Source organism: Streptomyces sp. NPDC107562 (genome assembly GCF_055657325.1).
Genome location: NZ_JBVKBE010000003.1, coordinates 1 through 20176 on the forward strand (window position 1 = coordinate 1; position 20176 = coordinate 20176).

General features: G+C 70.2%; 13 protein-coding genes, 1 tRNA gene and 1 rRNA gene. 13 read left to right on the forward strand and 2 right to left on the reverse strand.

The genetic code is table 11. The features are described 5' to 3' along the window. Positions 1-134: 134 nt before the first annotated feature. The 3 genes from rrf to ACZ7LV_RS10425 all read left to right on the forward strand — a co-directional run bounded on the left by rrf (position 135) and on the right by ACZ7LV_RS10425 (position 1196). A 5S ribosomal RNA gene (gene rrf, locus ACZ7LV_RS10415) occupies positions 135-251 on the forward strand. A 114-nt stretch (positions 252-365) separates the two neighbouring features. After that, positions 366-1028: a DegT/DnrJ/EryC1/StrS family aminotransferase gene (locus ACZ7LV_RS10420; RefSeq protein ID WP_471939161.1), complete on the forward strand. Its 663-nt coding sequence runs from the start codon at positions 366-368 to the stop codon at positions 1026-1028. A gap of 95 nt (positions 1029-1123) precedes the next feature. Then, a tRNA-Thr gene (locus ACZ7LV_RS10425) sits at positions 1124-1196 on the forward strand. A 47-nt stretch (positions 1197-1243) separates the two neighbouring features. On the opposite strand, the gene ACZ7LV_RS10430 is transcribed toward ACZ7LV_RS10425, so the two are convergent. Continuing rightward, positions 1244-4006, reverse strand: coding sequence for a SpoIIE family protein phosphatase (locus tag ACZ7LV_RS10430; protein WP_471937820.1), 2763 nt, complete (start codon positions 4004-4006; stop codon positions 1244-1246). Positions 4007-4410: 404 nt separating this feature from the next. On the opposite strand from ACZ7LV_RS10430, the gene ACZ7LV_RS10435 reads away from it, so the two are divergent. The 10 genes from ACZ7LV_RS10435 (at position 4411) to ACZ7LV_RS10480 (ending at position 19452) form a co-directional block, all read left to right on the forward strand. Then, a complete protein-coding gene (locus ACZ7LV_RS10435; RefSeq protein ID WP_471937822.1) occupies positions 4411-9861 on the forward strand; it encodes a HAMP domain-containing protein in 5451 nt (1816 codons plus the stop codon). A 239-nt stretch (positions 9862-10100) separates the two neighbouring features. Next, positions 10101-10778, forward strand: a complete 678-nt coding sequence (locus ACZ7LV_RS10440; RefSeq protein WP_401678332.1) for a response regulator — start codon at positions 10101-10103, stop codon at positions 10776-10778. Positions 10779-10957: 179 nt separating this feature from the next. Continuing rightward, positions 10958-13672 carry a DNA translocase FtsK gene (locus tag ACZ7LV_RS10445; RefSeq protein ID WP_471937825.1) on the forward strand — a complete coding sequence of 905 codons (2715 nt, stop codon included), beginning with the start codon at positions 10958-10960 and terminating at the stop codon, positions 13670-13672. A 275-nt stretch (positions 13673-13947) separates the two neighbouring features. Then, positions 13948-14787 (forward strand): helix-turn-helix domain-containing protein, encoded by an 840-nt coding sequence (locus tag ACZ7LV_RS10450; protein WP_401678338.1) that lies wholly within the window; start codon positions 13948-13950, stop codon positions 14785-14787. A gap of 94 nt (positions 14788-14881) precedes the next feature. Beyond that, entirely contained in the window at positions 14882-16372 is a 1491-nt protein-coding gene (gene rimO, locus ACZ7LV_RS10455; RefSeq protein WP_471937828.1) for a 30S ribosomal protein S12 methylthiotransferase RimO, read from the forward strand. Next, complete coding sequence (pgsA, locus tag ACZ7LV_RS10460) at positions 16369-17205, forward strand: CDP-diacylglycerol--glycerol-3-phosphate 3-phosphatidyltransferase (protein ID WP_471937830.1); 837 nt, start codon at positions 16369-16371, stop codon at positions 17203-17205. Before rimO ends, pgsA begins: the two co-directional genes overlap by 4 nt. Next, a complete protein-coding gene (locus ACZ7LV_RS10465) occupies positions 17202-17759 on the forward strand; it encodes a CinA family protein (protein ID WP_471937832.1) in 558 nt (185 codons plus the stop codon). Before pgsA ends, ACZ7LV_RS10465 begins: the two co-directional genes overlap by 4 nt. 109 nt (positions 17760-17868) lie before the next feature. Then, entirely contained in the window at positions 17869-18249 is a 381-nt protein-coding gene (locus ACZ7LV_RS10470) for a helix-turn-helix domain-containing protein (RefSeq protein ID WP_471937834.1), read from the forward strand. Positions 18250-18470: 221 nt separating this feature from the next. Beyond that, positions 18471-18941, forward strand: a complete 471-nt coding sequence (locus tag ACZ7LV_RS10475; protein WP_401678350.1) for a Dps family protein — start codon at positions 18471-18473, stop codon at positions 18939-18941. Positions 18942-19179: 238 nt separating this feature from the next. Next, positions 19180-19452, forward strand: a complete 273-nt coding sequence (locus ACZ7LV_RS10480; protein ID WP_471937836.1) for a hypothetical protein — start codon at positions 19180-19182, stop codon at positions 19450-19452. Here the strand turns inward: ACZ7LV_RS10480 and ACZ7LV_RS10485 are convergent. Further along, positions 19400-20164: an SDR family NAD(P)-dependent oxidoreductase gene (locus ACZ7LV_RS10485; RefSeq protein ID WP_471937838.1), complete on the reverse strand. Its 765-nt coding sequence runs from the start codon at positions 20162-20164 to the stop codon at positions 19400-19402. The genes ACZ7LV_RS10480 and ACZ7LV_RS10485 overlap by 53 nt on opposite strands. Positions 20165-20176 lie beyond the last annotated feature (12 nt).

Sequence of the window (20176 nt, forward strand, 5' to 3'; positions counted from 1 at the left end):
CCGGATATGGAAGCACGGTAACGTGTGGAGTTGACCGGTACTAATAGGCCGAGGGCTTGTCCTCAGTTGCTCGCGTCCACTGTGTTAGTTCTGAGGCAACGACTGTGTTTTTTCCGGTCGTAACTTCATAGTGTTTCGGTGGTCATAGCGTGAGGGAAACGCCCGGTTACATTCCGAACCCGGAAGCTAAGCCTTTCAGCGCCGATGGTACTGCAGGGGGGACCCTGTGGGAGAGTAGGACGCCGCCGAACAATTATTAGAAGAGTTGGACCCTGAACTTCGGTTCGGGGTCCAACTCTTTTTTGTTGTGCGTCACTTGAAGTTCACGTTGCGCAACCACGATCCGCAGCATGGGTACTGCTGCAATGCTCAGGGCCGCCGGCGCAGGAGTCGGTGACGAGGTCATCGTGTCGGCGTTCGGGAACGTCGAGGTCTGCGAAGCGGTGACCCTGGCGGGTGCGCGCCCGGTGTTCGCCGACATAGACCCCCTGTCGTACGGCCTCGACGCGTCCGCGGTCGAAGCGGCCGTAACTCCGCGAACCGCGGCAGTCGTTGTGGTCCATCGGTTCGGCAGGCCGGCGGATGTCGAGGCGCTGCGTGGCGTGGGGCAGCGGCACGGGCTGCTGGTGCTGGAGCTGGGCGAGTCCGAGGCGCCGTGCGACGAGGTCGCGCAGCGCCGGCAGCGAGCCGCCTATCTGGACGCCAAGTTGCGTGGGGTGCACACGCCGGACGGCGGTGTCGGGCACACCTATCAGCAGTACGTGGTGCGGGTGCCCGGGAACGGGCGACCCGACCGGGACGCGTTCGCGCGATCGCTGCGGGCCAGGGGAGTCGAGTGCTCGGTGCCGGTGAAGACACCGGTGCACCGACTGCCGGCTTTCCGTGAGTGGGTGGCGCTGCCGGAGACCGAGCGGGCCGCCGAGGAGACGCTCGCGCTGCCCGTGGACGGCGCTCTGACGAAGCGTGACATGCAGCGGACAGTGTCCGCGTGCAATGCACTGGGTGGGCTGTTGCAGCCGGCCTTCTGATCGTCCCTGGACGGGACGGCGGTGGTTGGGAGCAGCGGTCTGTTCGGGGTATGATCTATTCCGTCGCCGCGAGGGAGACCTCAAGACGGTGACCGGCCCCTATAGCTCAGTCGGTAGAGCGTCTCCATGGTAAGGAGAAGGTCAACGGTTCGATTCCGTTTGGGGGCTCCGAATCAGAAGGCCCCCGCCCATTCGGGCGGGGGCCTTCTTGCTTTTCAGGCGTTGCTCAGGCCGTTGTGGATGCCCGGGACACGCATCGCCAGGATCGCCATGTCGTCGGACGGCGCGTCCGAGGCGAAGCGCTCCACCGCGCGCATGATGCGCGCCGCCACCGCGCCCGCCGTGAGGCCGGTGCAGGTGGTGAGGACGTCGGCGAGGCCGTCGTCGCCCAGCATGCGGTTGCCCTCGCGGCGCTCGGTGACGCCGTCCGTGACGCACAGCAGGACGTCACCGGGGTCGAGGGTGACGGTCTGCTCGTAGAGGTCCAGGTCCTCCAGGACGCCGAGGAGCGGCTGGGGCTCGGCAGCGGCTTCCACCGTGCCGTCCTGGCGCAGACGCAGCGGGAGCGGGTGGCCCGCGCAGACGACCTTCAGCTCGGCGCTGCCGTCCTCCTGCGGGCGCATCTCGCCGTAGAGGAGCGTGAGGAAGCGGCTGCGGGCGCCCTCGTCGAGGATGGCGGAGTTGAGGCGTTGCAGGACCGCCGGGCCGCTGAGGCCCTCGCGGGCCAGCAGGCGCAGGGCGTGCCGGGCGAGGCCCGTGACGGCCGCCGCGTTCGGACCCGTGCCGCAGACGTCGCCAATGGCGAAGCCGTAGGCGCCGTCGCGGATGGGGAACAGGTCGTAGAAGTCGCCGCCGACCTCGTTGCCCTCGCCGGCCGCGCGGTAGATGACCTCGACCTCGACGCCGTCGATCACGGGGAGTTCGGGCGGCAGGAGGCTGCGCTGGAGGGACTGGCTGATGGCCGTGCGCTCGGAGTAGAGGCGGGCGTTGTCCAGGGCCAGGGCGGCTCGGCGGGAGAGGTCCTCCGCCAGCTCGAGGATCTCCTGGCGGAAGTGCTCGTCGGTGGGTTTGCCGAGGGTGAGCATGCCGATGACGCGGTTGCGGGCGACCAGGGGCAGGACGACGGTCTCGCCGCCGACCGCGGACGCCGTCGCCAGCGTCGTACCGATGCCGGAGCTGACCGTGGCGGGTTCGCCGAGGCCCAGACTGCGCATGGAGGTGCGCAGGGCGGCCTGGTGGGCGGCGTCCGCCGGGGCGGACCAGACGCGGGCGCCGGGCGTCGGTACCGGGTCCGGCGGGTCGATCTTGGACAGCAGGGACTTGATGCCGTCGATCAGTTCCTCGTCCTCGTGCAGGACGTACGAGAGGTAGGGCTCCGAGGCCTGGTCGGCGATCGTGTAGACCGCGCACCAGGTGGCGAGCGTCGGGACCGTCATCTGCGCCATGAGGGCGAGTGTCTGGTCCCGGTCCAGGGTGCCGGCGAGCAGGTCGGAGGCCTCGACGAGGAAGCTGAGCGAGCCGCGGCGCAGGCGTTCGAGCTCGCCGAGGCGGGCGGACTCGACGGCCAGGGCGATGCGGTCGGCGGCGAACTGGAGGCGCAGGGCCTCCTCGTTGGAGTACCTGCCGGCGCCCTCCGCGGCGACGCCGAGGGAGCCGGTGAGGCGGCCCTCGACCTTGAGCGGAACGGTGACGACCGAGCGCATGCCGGTGCCGTTGAGCAGGGGCACGGCGCCGGGGACGGCGGTGAGGTCGTCGTGGACGGCCGGCATGCGGGCCGAGCCGTAGCGGCCGGGGCCCGCCTCGACGGGGACGCGGGCGAAGCGCTGGCGGGCGGAGGGCAGGCCCGTGGAGGCGCGGACCTCCAGCTCCGTCTCGTCGTCGGTGGCGAGGAGGAGGAACGCGGAGTCGCCGTCGAGCATGTCGCGGGCGCGTTCGACCGTGCGCTGGAGCAGGCCGTCGAGGTCGTCCGGGGCCGGGGAGCCGATGAAGACCTCGAAGGGGTCGGTGCTCTGGCCCTCGGAGGAGGTGGCCGCGTCGGACGCCGCGATGCGCATGGGCGTCTGCAGGACGGCGCGTTCGTGGTCGCGGACGAGGAGGCAGACGGTGGAGGGCTCGCCGTCGGTGTCGCGGACGCGGAGGTGGGAGGCGTACACCGGGACGACCCGGCCGCCGGCGTCGCGGATGCCGTAGCTGCCTTCCCAGCGGGAGAGTTGCAGGGCCTCGGCGATGCCGGTGCTGGTGCCCGGGGTGTGCGGCCAGGCGGCGAGGTCGGTGAGGGGCTTTCCGGTGACCTGTTCGCCCTGGTAGCCGAAGAGCTCCTCGGCGTCCTCGTTCCAGGCGGTGATGGCGCCGCTCCGGTCGATCTGGACGACGGCGACGCGGACTCGGCCGTCGGCCAGGGGCAGCAGGTCGGCGGGGAGGGACGGGCCGGCGGTGCGGGTGCCCACGGCGCGCTCGGGGAGGTCGAGTTGGAACCAGACCTGCTTGTGCGTCGGTGTGTAGTCGACGCCCCAGCGGCCGGCGAGGGCCGCGCACAGCTGGAGGCCCCGTCCGCCCTCGCGGTCGGGGCTGCCCATGTTGACGGCGGAACCCTGCAGGGGGACTTCGCGTTCCGGGTAGTGGTCGGCGACCTCGATGCGGACGCCGCCGTCGAGGCGCAGGCACAGCACGTCGGCGGTGGTGCCGGCGTGGACGACGGCGTTGGTGACCAGTTCGCTGGTGAGCACCACGGCGTCGTCGACGACGTCGGCGTACCCCCAGCCCTGGAGCGTGTCGCGGACGAAGGAGCGTGCGGAGGCGACCGAGCGTCCGACGGGCTCGAAGCTGGCGGCCGCGCGCGCGGTGATCACAAAACTCCTCGATCTGCTCTCGATGTGCTGGGCTGCCGTGCCGGCCGGCTCGCCGCGCGTCTGTGTCGGCAGGCCGCTCGTCGGCCCGGGGTCCGGGGGCTGTCCCCCGGGGATCAGTCCGGTGGTCATGTGTGCGGCCGCCCCTCCGATGCCCGCTCGTTCTCGTGCCACCGCCCAGGCCGGACGGAACCGGTGCGGCTGGACAGCCGCATGCAAGGTTACTTACCTTCGCGGTTCATGCGGATGCCGGTCCGCAGTGTTTCCGTCCGGAGGGTGTGCGGACGATGTGCGAAGCTGCCGAACTGTTATGGCCTGGTTCAGCCGGGGTGAAACACTGGGCAGGCTTGTGATGGAGGTACGGGCAGGGCGAGTGCGGTGCGCCTTCGGTGGGCAGCAGCCCCTGGTGCGGACCGTTGCCTCCTGGTGGGATCGACGGCTGGTGCCACCGGGTGCGGATACGCAGTAGTGATCGATACGTCGAGCAGCAGTAGCCGAGCACAGCAGTAATGGTCGACCCCTGCGGGAGGGACACAGTGGAGTCTGGCGCAGCGACGCGGGGCACGAAGCCGCGCGCCAAGGGCGGACAGTCCCCGAGCAGCCGGAACGGGACCACTGAGGTGGACGCGGCTGCCCTGAACCGGCTGAAAGCGGCCCTGGTGTCGATGCGGGACGGCAACTTCCGCAAGCGGCTGACGGTGTCCGGGGACGGCGTGATGGCGGAGATCGCCGCCATCTTCAACGAGGTCGCCGACCGGAATCTGCACCTTACGGGTGAGCTGTCGCGGGTGCGGCGTGTCGTGGGGCGCGAGGGCAAGCTCACGGAGCGGCTGGAGACGGGCGCGTGTGAGGGGTCGTGGGCGGCCGCGATCGACGCGTCGAACGCGCTGGTCGACGATCTGGTGTGGCCGGTGTCCGAGGTCAGCCGGGTCCTGTTCGCGGTGGCCGAGGGTGATCTGGCGCCGCGGATGGAGCTGCGGACGAACGCGCCCGACGGGAGCGGGCACCCGCTGCGGGGCGAATTCCTGAAGGTGGGGCGGACCGTCAACAACCTGGTCGACCAGTTGTCGACGTTCACCGACGAGGTCACGCGCGTGGCCGGTGAGGTGGGCACCGAGGGCAAGCTGGGCGGACAGGCCCAGGTGCGCGGTATGTCCGGTTCATGGAAGGACCTGACGGAGTCCGTCAACACGATGGCGGACCGGCTGACCGCGCAGGTGCGGGACATCGCGCTGGTGACGACCGCGGTCGCGAAGGGTGATCTGTCCCGGAAGGTCACGGTTCACGTGGCCGGCGAGATGCTGGAGCTGAAGGAAACCGTCAACACGATGGTGGACCAGCTCTCCGCGTTCTCCTCCGAGGTGACCAGGGTCGCCCGGGAGGTGGGTACCGAGGGCGAGCTGGGCGGCCAGGCCCAGGTGCCCGGGGTGGCCGGGGTGTGGAAGGAGCTCACCGACTCCGTCAACACCATGGCCGGCAACCTCACCGCGCAGGTACGCGGTATCGCCGAGGTGACGACGGCGGTCGCCAGCGGTGACCTGTCCCGCAAGGTGACCGTGCAGGCGCGCGGCGAGGTGGCGCAGCTCGCCGAGACGATCAACCAGATGACCGAGACGCTGCGGATCTTCGCGGACGAGGTCACCCGCGTGGCCAACGAGGTCGGCGGGGAGGGGCGGCTCGGCGGGCAGGCGAACGTGCCGGGCGCGGCGGGGACCTGGAAGGACCTGACGGACTCCGTCAACACGGTGTTCCGGAACCTGACGACCCAGGTACGGGACATCGCCGCCGTGACGACGGCGGTCGCCAGCGGTGACCTGTCGCAGAAGGTCACGGTCGACGTGGCCGGCGAGATGCTGGAGCTGAAGAACACCGTCAACGGCATGGTGGACCAGCTGTCCGCCTTCGGTTCCGAGGTCACACGCGTGGCGCGGGAGATCGGCGACGAGGGTGAGCTGGGCGGCCAGGCGCAGGTGCCGGGGGCGGCGGGGACCTGGAAGGACCTGACGGACTCCGTCAACACGGCGTTCCGCAACCTCACCGGACAGGTGAGGAACATCGCGCAGGTGACGACGGCGGTCGCCAACGGTGATCTCTCGCAGAAGGTCACCGTGGACGTCTCCGGCGAGATGCTCGCGCTGAAGAACACCGTGAACACGATGGTGGACCAGCTGTCGTCGTTCGCCGACCAGGTCACGACGATGGCCCGGGAGGTCGGCACCGAGGGACGCCTCGGCGGCCAGGCGCGCGTGGACGGCGTGTCGGGCACGTGGAAGGAGCTGACCGACTCCGTCAACTCCATCACCGGCAACCTGACCGCTCAGGTGCGGCAGATCGCCCAGGTGACGACGGCGGTGGCGCGGGGTGACCTGTCGCAGAAGATCACCGTGGACGCGCGCGGGGAGATCCTGGAGCTGAAGAACACCGTCAACACGATGGTCGACCAGCTCTCCGCCTTCGCGGACCAGGTGACCCGGGTGGCCCGTGAGGTGGGTACGGAGGGCCGGCTGGGCGGTCAGGCGCAGGTGCCCGGCGTCGCCGGTGTGTGGCGCGACCTGACCGACTCCGTGAACGGTATGGCCGGCAACCTGACGGCTCAGGTGCGGCAGATCGCGCAGGTCGCGACGGCGGTGGCGCGGGGTGACCTGTCGCAGAAGATCACCGTGGACGCGCGCGGGGAGATCCTGGAGCTTAAGAACACCCTGAACACGATGGTGGACCAGCTGTCGTCGTTCGCCGAGGAGGTCACCAGGGTGGCCCGTGAGGTGGGCACCGAGGGCAAGCTGGGCGGCCAGGCCGAGGTGCAGGGCGTCTCCGGCACCTGGAAGGACCTCACGCAGTCCGTCAACTTCATGGCGAACAACCTCACCGTGCAGGTGCGCAGCATCGCCCACGTCACCACCGCCGTCGCCAAGGGCGATCTCTCGAAGAAGATCACCGTCGACGCCAAGGGCGAGATCCTCGAACTCGTCACCACCGTGAACACGATGGTCGACCAGCTGTCGTCCTTCGCCGACCAGGTGACCCGGGTCGCGCGCGAGGTGGGCACCGAGGGCATCCTGGGCGGTCAGGCGCATGTGCCGGGTGTCACCGGCATCTGGAAGGACCTCAGCGACAACGTCAACCTGATGGCCAAGAACCTGACCGTCCAGGTGCGCAACATCTCGCAGGTCGCGGCGGCGGTCGCCAACGGCGACCTGACGCGCACGGTGACGATCGAGGCGCGCGGCGAGGTGGCGCAGCTCGCCGACACCTTCAACACCATGGTGAAGACACTGAGTTCGTTCGCCGAGCAGGTCACCAAGGTGGCCCGCGAGGTGGGCACGGACGGCATCCTCGGTGGTCAGGCCCATGTGCCGGGTGTGGCGGGTACGTGGAAGGACCTCACCGAGTCGGTGAACCAGATGGCGTCCAACCTGACCGGCCAGGTGCGCAACATCGCGATGGTGACGACGGCCATCGCCAAGGGTGACCTGACGAAGAAGATCGACATCGATGCCCGCGGTGAGATCCTCGAACTGAAGACGACCATCAACACGATGGTCGACCAGCTGTCCTCCTTCGCCGAGGAGGTCACGCGGGTGGCCCGCGAGGTGGGCACGGAGGGCCAGCTGGGCGGTCAGGCGCGGGTGCGCGACGTCGACGGCACCTGGCGGGACCTGACGGAGTCCGTGAACGAGATGGCCGGGAACCTGACCCGGCAGGTGCGCGCCATCGCGCGCGTGGCGACCGCGGTGACCCGCGGCGACCTGAACCTGAAAATCGACGTGGACGCCTCCGGCGAGATCCAGGAGCTTCAGGACTACATCAACAAGATGATCGCCAACCTGCGCGACACCACGATCGCCAACAAGGAGCAGGACTGGCTCAAGGGCAACCTCGCCCGTATCTCCGCGCTGATGCAGGGCCGCCGGGACCTGGAGGACGTCGCCTCGCTGATCATGAGCGAGCTGACGCCGGTGGTCTCCGCGCAGCACGGCGCGTTCTTCCTGGCGCTGCCGCCGGCCGACACCACCGGCAAGGACGACCAGTACGAGCTGCGGATGCTGGGCTCGTACGGCTACTCGATGGGCTCCATGCCGACGTCGTTCCGGCCCGGTGAGGCGCTGGTCGGCACGGCCGCGCAGGAGAAGCGCACGATCCTCGTGGAGAACGCGCCCAGCGGCTATCTGAAGATCTCCTCCGGGCTCGGGGAGGCGCCGCCCGCCCAGGTCATCGTGTTGCCGGTGCTGTTCGAGGGCAAGGTGCTCGGCGTGATCGAACTGGCCTCGTTCACACCGTTCACGCAGATCCAGAAGGACTTCCTCAACCAGATCGCCGAGATGATCGCGACCAGCGTCAACACCATCTCCGTCAACACCAAGACGGAGGTGCTGCTGAAGCAGTCGCAGGAGCTGACCGAGCAACTGCGCGAGCGCTCCGCCGAGTTGGAGAACCGGCAGAAGGCCCTCCAGGCGTCCAACGCCGAACTGGAGGAGAAGGCCGAGCTGCTGGCCCAGCAGAACCGGGACATCGAGGTGAAGAACACCGAGATCGAGGAGGCGCGCCAGGTCCTGGAGGAGCGCGCCGAGCAGCTCGCGGTGTCGATGCGCTACAAGAGCGAGTTCCTCGCCAACATGTCGCACGAGCTGCGTACGCCGCTGAACTCGCTGCTCATCCTGGCCAAGCTGCTCGCCGACAACGCGGACGGCAACCTCACCCCGAAGCAGGTGGAGTTCGCCGAGACGATCCACGGGGCAGGCTCCGACCTGCTCCAGCTGATCAACGACATCCTGGACCTGTCGAAGGTCGAGGCGGGCAAGATGGACGTCTCCCCGACGCGGATCGCGCTCGTCCAGCTCGTCGACTACGTGGAGGCCACCTTCCGGCCGCTGACCGCGGAGAAGGGCCTGGACCTGTCCGTGCGGGTCTCCCCGGAGCTGCCGGCCACGCTGCACACCGATGAGCAGCGACTGCTCCAGGTGCTGCGCAACCTGCTCTCGAACGCGGTGAAGTTCACCGACTCGGGCTCGGTGGAGCTGGTCATCCGCCCCGCGCGCGACGACGTGCCGAAGGCGATCCGGGAGCAGTTGCTGGAGGCCGGGTCGCTGACCGGTCCGGAGGCCGGGCTGATCGCCTTCTCGGTGACCGACACCGGCATCGGGATCGCGGCGAGCAAGATGCGGGTGATCTTCGAGGCGTTCAAGCAGGCGGACGGCACGACCAGCCGCAAGTACGGCGGCACGGGCCTCGGCCTGTCGATCTCCCGCGAGATCGCGCAGTTGCTCGGCGGTGAGATCCACGCGCAGAGCGAGCCGGGCCGCGGCTCGACGTTCACGCTGTACCTGCCGCTGCACCCGAGCGAACTGCCCCCGAACGGCTACCAGCAGCTGCCGCCCGCCCCGCCCGTGGCGGAGCTCACCGAGTGGCCGGAGCCGGCCGAGGTGGCGGTCGAGAGGCCGGCCGAGACGCCGGCCGAGGTGAAGTCGTACCGCGAGACCCAGAACGGCGCCGCGGCGCTCTTCCGGCGGCGCCGCCGGAGCATGCCCGGGATCGAGCGGCGGGCGCTGCCGCAGGAGCCGTGGCGGGGCGCTGAGACGGTGGCGGAGGCGCACCCGCGCGCGGGCATCCGGTTCGGGGGTGAGAAGGTACTCATCGTCGACGACGACATCCGCAACGTGTTCGCGCTCACCAGCGTCCTGGAGCAGCACGGGCTGTCGGTGCTGTACGCCGAGAACGGCCGTGAGGGCATCGAGGTGCTGGAGCAGCACGACGACGTGGCGGTCGTCCTGATGGACATCATGATGCCCGAGATGGACGGCTATGCGACGACGACGGCGATCCGCCGGATGCCGCAGTTCGCCGGGCTGCCGATCATCGCGCTGACGGCGAAGGCGATGAAGGGTGACCGGGAGAAGGCGATCGAATCGGGTGCGTCAGACTATGTGACGAAGCCGGTCGACCCCGATCATCTGCTGGCGGTGATGGAGCAGTGGATGCAGGGCGAATGAACGGTGGATGTCGTTGGGGAGTTGCTGACTCAGAGTGCGCGTAGCCGTGTACGAGCGCGGGATTCGGGGAACCTTCTGGTCCCCTGCTGCGTTTCTGCTACGTGCACAGTGACATCGCGGTGACAGGGTGTGGCGACAAGCGGGGTGCGGCTACGATGACCGGCACGAGGATGGGCGGCGCAACGGAGTCGTCCCACGGGGCGGCGCCCGGTGCACTGCCGGGGCGAGGAGGGCGGGCCATGGTGCAGAAGGCCAAGATCCTCCTGGTCGATGACCGGCCGGAGAATCTGCTGGCGCTGGAGGCGATCCTCTCTGCGCTCGATCAGACGCTGGTGCGGGCATCGTCCGGGGAGGAAGCGCTCAAAGCACTACTCACGGACGACTTCGCGGTCATTCTGCTGGACGTCCAGATGCCGGGAATGGACGGTTTCGAAACCGCCGCGCACATCAAGCGGCGCGAGCGGACCAGAGACATCCCGATCATCTTCCTCACCGCGATCAACCACGGGCCCCATCACACCTTCCGGGGCTACGCGGCCGGCGCGGTGGACTACATCTCCAAGCCGTTCGACCCGTGGGTGCTGCGCGCGAAGGTCTCCGTCTTCGTCGAGCTCTACATGAAGAACTGCCAGCTGCGCGAGCAGGCCGCGCTGCTGCGGCTCCAGTTGGAGGGCGGCGGCAAGGGCGCGGTCGGCGGCAAGGAGGCCGCCGGGCTGCTCGCCGAGCTGTCGGCGCGCCTCGCGGCCGTCGAGGAGCAGGCCGAGGCGCTCTCCAAGCAGCTCGACGACGAGGCGGCGGACGCGGCCGCGGTGGCCACGGCCGCTCATCTCGAACGCAAGCTCACCGGTCTGCGGCGGGCGCTGGACGCGCTGGAGCCGGGTACCGGCGGGTCTCCCTCCGTGCCGTCGCAGAACTGACGGCGGGCCGGGCGGAGTTCCCCGCCCGTCCACCGGAGTTCACGTCACCGTCCCGCCGTGGCTCCCCTGGCCCCCGCTCGTGAGCCCGCGTCAGTTTCGCGCCTCCGTAAGGGCGACACGAACGGGTGAACCGGTAGGCGCGCGTGTCCACCGGCGACTCCACCGGTAATCTCACACCTATGGCCTCACGTCCCTCCGCAGCCAAGAAGCAGCCCGCCAAGAAGGCTGCCGCTTCCGCGAAGGCTCCGGCGAAGAAGGCCGCTGCGAAAAAGCCCCCCGCGAAGAAGACGCCCGCCAGGAAGGCACCGGCCAAGAAGGTCGCGCCCAAGCCCGCGCCGAGCCCGACCGGGGGCGTCTACCGGCTGGTGCGCGCCCTGTGGCTCGGCCTCGCGCACGCCGTGGGAGCCGTCTTCCGCGGCATAGGGCAGGGCGCCAAGAACCTCGACCCCGCCCACCGCAAGGACGGCGTCGCGCTGCTGCTGCTCGCGCTCGCGCTGATCGTCGCCGCCGGCACCTGGTCCAACCTGCGCGGTCCCGTCGGTGACCTCGTGGAGATCCTCGTCACCGGTGCCTTCGGCAGGCTGGACCTGCTCACCCCGATCCTGCTCGCGGTCGTCGCCGTGCGCTTCATCCGCCACCCCGAGCAGCCCGAGGCCAACGGCCGCATCGTCATCGGGCTGTCCGCGCTGCTCATCGGCGTGCTCGGCCAGGTCCACATCGCCTGCGGCTCACCCGCGCGCAGCGCCGGGATGCAGGCCATACGGGACGCCGGCGGCCTGATCGGCTGGGGCACGGCGACCCCGCTGACGTACGCCCTGGGCGAGGTGCTCGCCGTACCGCTGCTGGTGCTGCTCACGATCTTCGGGCTGCTGGTCGTCACGGCCACACCCGTCAACGCCATCCCGCAGCGGCTGCGGCTGCTCGGCGTGAAGCTCGGCGTCGTCCGTGACGTCGAGGCCTACGAGGACGAGTACTCCGACGACGACGAGCGCTACGACGAGCAGTGGCGGGAGGCGATCCCCGCCCGCCCGCGCGGACGCGCGCAGGCCCCGGCGGCCTACGACCCCGACGGTGCCGAGCAGGACGCCCTGTCCCGGCGCCGTGGCCGTACCAGACGTTCCTCGGTGCCGCAGCCCGAGGGGGAGCGGCAGCCGGACGCCGTGGACGTCGCGGCGGCCGCCGCCGCCGCGCTCGACGGCGCGGTGCTGCACGGCATGCCGCCGTCGCCGATCGTCGCCGACCTCACCCAGGGCGTCGCCGTGGGCGACCGCGCGGAGACCACCCCGACCCCCACGCCGGTGCCGGCCGCGCGTCCCCAGCGGGAGAAGATCGACAACGGCGTCCCCGACCTCACCAAGTCGCCGCCCGCGCAGACCCGCGACCTGCCGCCGCGCGCCGAGCAGCTCCAGCTGTCCGGCGACATCACCTACGCGCTGCCCCAGCTCGACCTCCTCACGCGCGGGGGCCCCGGCAAGGCGCGCAGCGCCGCGAACGACGCCGTGGTGGCCTCGCTGACCACCGTGTTCACCGAGTTCAAGGTCGACGCGGCCGTCACCGGCTTCACCCGCGGTCCCACGGTGACGCGCTACGAGGTCGAGCTCGGCCCCGCCGTGAAGGTCGAGCGGATCACCGCGCTCACCAAGAACATCGCGTACGCCGTCGCCAGCCCCGACGTGCGGATCATCAGCCCCATCCCCGGCAAGTCCGCGGTCGGCATCGAGATCCCGAACACGGACCGCGAGATGGTCAACCTCGGCGACGTGCTGCGGCTCGCGGAGTCCGCCGAGGACGACGACCCGATGCTGGTGGCGTTCGGCAAGGACGTCGAGGGCGGGTACGTCATGCACTCGCTGGCGAAGATGCCGCACATGCTGGTCGCCGGAGCCACCGGTTCCGGCAAGTCGTCCTGCATCAACTGCCTGATCACCTCGATCATGATGCGGGCGACCCCGGAGGACGTCCGGATGATCCTGGTCGACCCCAAGCGCGTCGAGCTGACCGCCTACGAGGGCATCCCGCACCTGATCACGCCGATCATCACCAACCCGAAGCGGGCCGCCGAGGCGCTCCAGTGGGTCGTGCGGGAGATGGACCTGCGCTACGACGACCTGGCCGCGTACGGCTACCGGCACATCGACGACTTCAACCGTGCCGTGCGCGAGGGCAAGGTCAAGTCGCCCGAGGGCAGCGAGCGGGAACTCCAGCCGTACCCCTATCTGCTGGTGATCGTCGACGAGCTCGCCGACCTGATGATGGTGGCGCCGCGGGACGTCGAGGACTCGATCGTGCGCATCACGCAGCTCGCGCGCGCGGCCGGCATCCACCTGGTGCTGGCGACGCAGCGGCCCTCCGTGGACGTGGTCACGGGTCTGATCAAGGCCAACGTGCCCTCACGGCTCGCGTTCGCCACGTCGTCGCTCGCGGACTCGCGCGTCATCCTCGACCAGCCCGGCGCCGAGAAGCTGATCGGCAAGGGCGACGGACTCTTCCTGCCCATGGGCGCGAACAAGCCGACGCGTATGCAGGGCGCGTTCGTGACCGAGGAGGAGGTCGCGCTCGTCGTCCAGCACTGCAAGGACCAGATGGCGCCGGTCTTCCGGGACGACGTCACCGTGGGGACCAAGCAGAAGAAGGAGATCGACGAGGACATCGGCGACGACCTCGACCTGCTGTGCCAGGCGGCCGAGCTGGTCGTCTCCACGCAGTTCGGGTCGACCTCCATGCTCCAGCGCAAGCTGCGGGTCGGTTTCGCCAAGGCGGGGCGCCTGATGGACCTGATGGAGTCGCGGAACATCGTCGGGCCGAGTGAGGGGTCCAAGGCACGTGATGTTCTTGTGAAAGCCGATGAGCTGGATGGCGTGCTCGCCGTCATCCGTGGGGAGTCTGAAGGGTAGGCAAGTGGGTCACGCTCGTCGGCTCGCCGCACATGGTTGTTCGATCGTGACTCACCCGTAAGGGATCATTGAGCAACCGTTTCCCCGCCCCGCACGTCAAGTTGAGGGAAGCGACAAGCACCCGCCCCATCATTCGTCAAGCACCACCCCCGTCATCGGGACGTCAGGCCATTCGGATGGCGTACAAAGTCCCTCCGCCGGGTTGCCCCACCCTTTTGCACCCCCCCTAGACTGAACCTCCAGCACAGGTGGCTACACGCTCGAAAGGCGCCCCCGTGTCCATCGGCAACTCCCCTGAAGACGAGCGTCCGTTCGAAGACGTTTCCGAGGAAGCCCGCACCTCCATCGGCCGTGCCCTGCAGCAGGCGCGTATCGCCGCAGGGCTGACCGTCGATGACGTCAGTACCGCCACCCGGGTCCGCATCGGCATCGTGCACGCCATCGAGTCGGACGACTTCGCGCCCTGCGGCGGCGACGTCTACGCGCGCGGGCACATCAGGACCCTGGCCAAGCACGTCCACCTGGATCCTGGACCCCTTCTCGCGCAGTACGACGCCGAGCGCGGCGGGAGCCCGGCGCCGACGCCGGCGGCGCCGCTGTTCGAGGCCGAGCGCATCCGTCCGGAGCGGCGGGGGCCCAACTGGACCGCCGCGATGGTCGCCGCCATCGTCGCCGTGATCGGCTTCGTCGGCTTCACCCTGTTCAAGGGGGACTCCGAGGACGGCTCCAAGGCGCCGGTCGCGGAAGGCGCCAAGCCCTCCGACGGCAAGACCGCCTCGCCGTCCGCGGACGCGCCGAAGCCCACCGACCCCAAGCCCGACCCCACCGAGAGCGCCATCGCGGCCGCGCCCCGGGACAAGGTCACCGTCCAGGTCAGCGCCACCGACGGCCGCAGCTGGATCTCCGCCAAGGACCACAACGGCCGGCTCCTGTTCGACGGTCTGCTCAAGCAGGGCCAGTCCAAGACCTTCCAGGACAGTTCCAAGATCAACCTGGTGCTCGGTGACGCGGGCGCCATCCAGCTCTACGTGAACGGCAAGAAGATCGACGACGACTTCCAGCCCGGCGCCGTGGAGCGCCTCACCTACACAAAGGGCGACCCGCAGGCCGGCTGACGGCCCATGCGGGGGCGCGGTGCGTACGGGGTTGGCCGTGATCGGCCAACCCCGTCGACGTGGGGTGTCCGTGGGACGAAGTAGTCTAGAGCCCATGCCTGAACGCCGTACCGTCGCACTTGTCACCCTTGGCTGCGCCCGTAACGAGGTGGACTCGGAGGAGCTCGCAGGCCGCTTGGAGGCGGACGGCTGGGAACTCGTCGAGGACGCCGGGGACGCGGACGTCGCCGTCGTGAACACGTGCGGCTTCGTCGACGCCGCCAAGAAGGACTCCGTCGACGCCCTCCTGGAGGCCAACGACCTCAAGGGACACGGCAGAACCCAGGCCGTCGTGGCGGTGGGCTGCATGGCCGAGCGGTACGGCAAGGAACTCGCCGAGGCCCTCCCCGAGGCCGACGGCGTGCTCGGCTTCGACGACTACTCGAACATCTCCGACCGCCTGCAGACCATCCTGAACGGCGGCATCCACGCCGCACACACCCCCCGCGACCGGCGCAAACTGCTGCCGATCAGCCCCGCCGAGCGGCAGTCCGCGCCCGACGTGGCGCTGCCCGGACACGGTGCCCCCTCGGACCTTCCGCAGGGCCTCGCCCCGGCTTCGGGCCCCCGCGCGCCGCTGCGGCGCCGGCTCGACGGCAGCCCCGTCGCCTCGGTGAAGCTGGCCTCCGGCTGCGACCGGCGCTGCACCTTCTGCGCCATCCCGTCCTTCCGCGGCTCCTTCATCTCCCGCCGCCCCAGCGACGTGCTGAACGAGACCCGGTGGCTGGCCGAGCAGGGCGTCAAGGAGATCATGCTGGTCTCCGAGAACAACACCTCCTACGGCAAGGACCTGGGCGACATCCGCCTCCTGGAGTCGCTGCTGCCGGAGCTGGCGGACGTCGACGGCATCGAGCGGGTGCGGGTCAGCTACCTCCAGCCCGCCGAGATGCGGCCCGGCCTGATCGACGTGCTCACCTCGACGCCCAAGGTCGCGCCCTACTTCGACCTGTCCTTCCAGCACTCCGCGCCCGCCGTGCTGCGCTCCATGCGCCGGTTCGGCGACACCGACCGCTTCCTGGAGCTGCTCGACACCATTCGCGGCAAGGCGCCGGAGGCCGGCGTGCGCTCCAACTTCATCGTGGGCTTCCCCGGCGAGACCGAGGCGGACCTGGCCGAGCTGGAGCGCTTCCTGAACGGCGCGCGGCTCGACGCGATCGGCGTCTTCGGCTACTCCGACGAGGAGGGAACCGAGGCGGCTACCTACGACGGCAAGCTCGACCAGGACGTCGTCGCCGAGCGGCTCGCGCACATCTCCCAGCTCGCCGAGGAGCTCGTCTCCCAGCGGGCCGAGGACCGCGTCGGCGAGACCCTGAGCGTCCTCGTGGAGTCGGTCGGCGGCGAGGACGGCACCTACGGCCGTGCCGCCCACCAGGCGCCCGAGACCGATGGACAGGTGCTGCTCAGCGGGGGCGAGACGCTGAGCGTCGGTCGTATGGTCGAGGCGAAGGTGGTCGGCACGGAAGGTGTCGACCTGGTGGCCGAGCCGCTGGTGTTCGCCGCGACCGGCGCCGACGGCAGGGCCGGCAGTGAGGAGGCGGGCAGATGACCGGAGTACCGGCGTCCGCCGCGGGTGGCCCCGCCCCGGCGAACGGCACGGCCGCGGCCTCGAAAGGGACCTCCTCGCAGCGCGCACCCCTGAAGGGCCCCTCGCCGGGCACGGAGACCCTGGGCGGGCTCGGCGCGGTCGGTCCGGTCGGCGCGGAGGCGGGTGTCACGGGGGCCGGCGCCACCAGCGCGCAGCCGGAGTCCAGGCCGGTGCGCGGCGGGAAGATCGCGGCCGCCGCGGTCAACCAGGCCAGCGTCTGGAACGTCGCCAATCTCCTGACCATGCTCCGGCTGCTCCTCGTCCCCGGCTTCGTCGCGCTGATGCTGGCCGACGGCGGATACGACCCCGCCTGGCGCTCGCTCGCCTGGGCGGCGTTCGCCATCGCCATGATCACCGACCTGTTCGACGGCCATCTGGCCCGCACGTACAACCTCGTCACCGACTTCGGGAAGATCGCCGACCCCATCGCGGACAAGGCGATCATGGGTGCGGCGCTGATCTGTCTCTCGGCGCTGGGCGATCTGCCCTGGTGGGTGACGGCGGTGATCCTCGGGCGGGAACTGGGGATCACCCTGCTGCGTTTCCTGGTCATCCGCTACGGCGTCATCCCCGCCAGCCGCGGCGGAAAGCTCAAGACGCTCACCCAGGGCGTGGCCGTGGGAATGTACGTGCTGGCGCTCACGGGCTGGCTGGCCACCCTGCGGTTCTGGGTCATGGCCGCGGCGGTCGTCCTGACCGTGGTGACCGGGCTGGACTATGTGAGACAGGCCATGGTGCTGCGCAGGCAGGGAATCGCCGAGCGCAAGGCCGCGTTGGAGGAGACGCAAGGGTGAGTGTCCCGGCCGGTTCGTCGGCCACCGAAGTCGTACGGCTACTCACGGTGAGGGGCGAGACCGTCGCCGTCGCCGAGTCGCTGACGGGTGGACTGGTCGCGGCGGAGCTGACGGCGGTGGCCGGGGCCTCGAAGGCCTTCCGGGGATCGGTGACGGCGTACGCGACCGAGCTCAAGCACGAGCTGCTGGGCGTCGACGCCACCCTGCTGGCTCAGCGTGGAGCGGTGGATCCGCAGGTGGCGGCCCAGATGGCGGCCGGAGTGCGGAAGGCGCTGGGCGCCGACTGGGGTCTCGCGACCACCGGTGTCGCAGGCCCGGACCCACAGGACGGACAGCCCGTCGGAACCGTTTTCGTCGCCCTGGACGGCCCGTTCGGGGCGGGTGCGGGTTCTGCCGGTGGCGGAAAAGTGGAGGCCCTGAGGTTGAACGGCCGGCGGGCGGAAATTCGTATGGAGAGTGTACGGAGCGTACTCGCGCTTCTTCTGAGGGAGCTTGCGAGCGAACACACTGGGAATGAGCGGGCACAGGATACGGAACGGAACGGGGGGTTTTGATGTTTGCAGCCCTGAGTGAACACGACATCGCTCCCCGCACGGCCGCAGCGCAAGGCGGTACGGTGGGGCGTGAAGGATGCGGCTACGCGGTCCGAGGAGGGAGCCACCGATGATTCTGCTCCGTCGCCTGCTGGGTGACGTGCTGCGTCGGCAGCGCCAGCGCCAGGGCCGTACTCTGCGCGAAGTCTCCTCGTCCGCCCGAGTCTCGCTCGGCTATCTCTCCGAGGTGGAGCGGGGGCAGAAGGAGGCTTCCTCCGAGCTGCTCTCCGCCATCTGCGACGCGCTGGACGTACGGATGTCCGAGCTCATGCGGGAAGTGAGCGACGAGCTCGCCCTCGCCGAGCTGGCACAGTCTGCAGCGGCCACCCCCAGTGAGCCTGTTCCCACGCCGGTTCGCCCGATGCTGGGTGCCGTGTCGGTGGCCGGTGTGCCACCGGAACGGGTGACCATCAAGGCGCCCGCCGAGGCGGTGGACGTGGTCGCCGCCTGAGGCGAGGCTCGCGTGCGCGGCACACCGCCGCGTCGCACGGGCTCCGTGACAGTCATGAACGTGTGAGGCCCCGGCCGGGGCTTCTCCGGGGAGACCCGGGGGAGCGGTCGGGGTTTTCGCGTGTTGGGAAATCCTTTACGTTCCGTTTGGGTGCGTTTGCCGGTCCGGGGTGTCGCGGTCATCGTGGAGGGAGATGACGGGGCCGGCCCAACGGAGGTGCGATGTACGTCGTGAAAAGTCCGCTGTCCGACGCGGATCTGAAGACCGTCGCCGAGGCGCTCCAGGGTGCCCTCGTCGATCTCATCGACCTCGCACTCGTGGCCAAGCAGGTCCACTGGAACGTCGTCGGCCCCCGCTTCCGCAGCGTGCACCTACAGCTCGACGACGTGGTGACCAGCGCGCGCACCCACTCCGACACGGTCGCCGAGCGCGCCTCGGCGCTGGGTGTCTCACCCGACGGGCGGGCCTCGACGGTGGCCGTGGGCAGCGGCATCGCGGCGACGGCCGGCGGCTGGATCAGGGACGCGGAGGCGGTCGGGGTGCTCGTGGACGCGCTGGGCGCCGTGATCGGGCGCATGCGGGAGCGGGTGGCCGCCACCGAGGCGCCGGATCCCGTCTCGCAGGACCTCCTGATCGGGATCACCGCGGATCTGGAGAAGCACCACTGGATGTTCCAGGCCGAGAACGGCTGACGTGCTGTGACGCGGCTGACGGACGTTCTGAGGAACGGCCGGCGGACGTGGTGAGAAGCGGCTGACCTGGCGTGCACGCCGGTCGCGCGTGCGCCTGGTCCCGCCAGTGGCTGCCGCGCCTGTGCGCCCCTGTGCCGTGGGTGCGCCCTCCCGTGGCGCGAGGGCACGCGACTAGCGTCGTCGGCGTCGCCCCGGAGATGAGGACGGCGTTTCTGGCGCCGAGCTGGAGGTGACGGCCATGGCGGGGCGAATAGTGGGCTGGGGGGCCGTACTGGGGCTCGGCGTGGTGTGGTGGTGGGCCGTGCTGCGACTGGCGACGGCGCCCGAAGCGGGGGCGCTGGAGGGGGCGGTCGTGGCCGGGGGGTGGGGGCTGAGCCTGCTGCCGGTGCACTGTGTGCCCGGGGGGCGTGCGGCAGGCTCGCTCGGGGCGGCGGCCTGGCGGATGGTCCGGGGGGCCGCTACCAGGGCATTGCCACACCCCCGTTCGGACGCAGGATCTGGCCCGTCGTGAAGGCCGACGCGTCCGAGGCCAGGTACAGGACCGCGTGAGCGACCTCCTCCGCCTCTCCGACCCGGCCCAGGGGCGACATCCGTGCCATCAGTGACTCCGTGTGCGCCTGGGCCGCGCTGTCGTGGCGGTCCGTCATCGGCGTGCGGATCCAGCCCGGTGCGACGGCGTTCACCCGGATGCCGTATCGGCCCACTTCGGTGGCCAGCGTCTTCGTCAGCTGTACGACGGCCGCTTTGGCCGCGCCGTAGCAGAGCAGTCCCGGGCCGCCGGTGTCGACGGCTCCGGAGGCCATCGTCACGATGCTGCCCCGCACGCCGTGCGCGAGCATCAGGCGGGCGGCTTCCTGGCAGGCGTACAGGACGCCCTTGAAGTTGACGTCCAGGACCCGGTCGAGGTCCTCGTCGCGGGTCTCAAGGACCGGGCTGCTGTGCATGACGCCGGCGATCGCGGCCAGCACGTCCAGGCGTTCGCAGGACTCGACGGCACGCCTGACCTGGGCGCGGTCGGTGACGTCGAGGTGGTGGGTGTGGGGGGCGCCGCCCCGGTCCTTGATGAGGGTGGCCGTCTCGTGCAGGCCTGGGGCGTCGCGGTCCGCGCAGTGCACGGTGGCGCCCGCCTGAGCGAGCAGGATCGCCGAGGCGCGGCCGATGCCGCCCGCGGCGCCGGTGATGAACGCGGTGCGACCGGTGAGGTCGTATGCCGGTACGGCCATGCTGGGACGGTA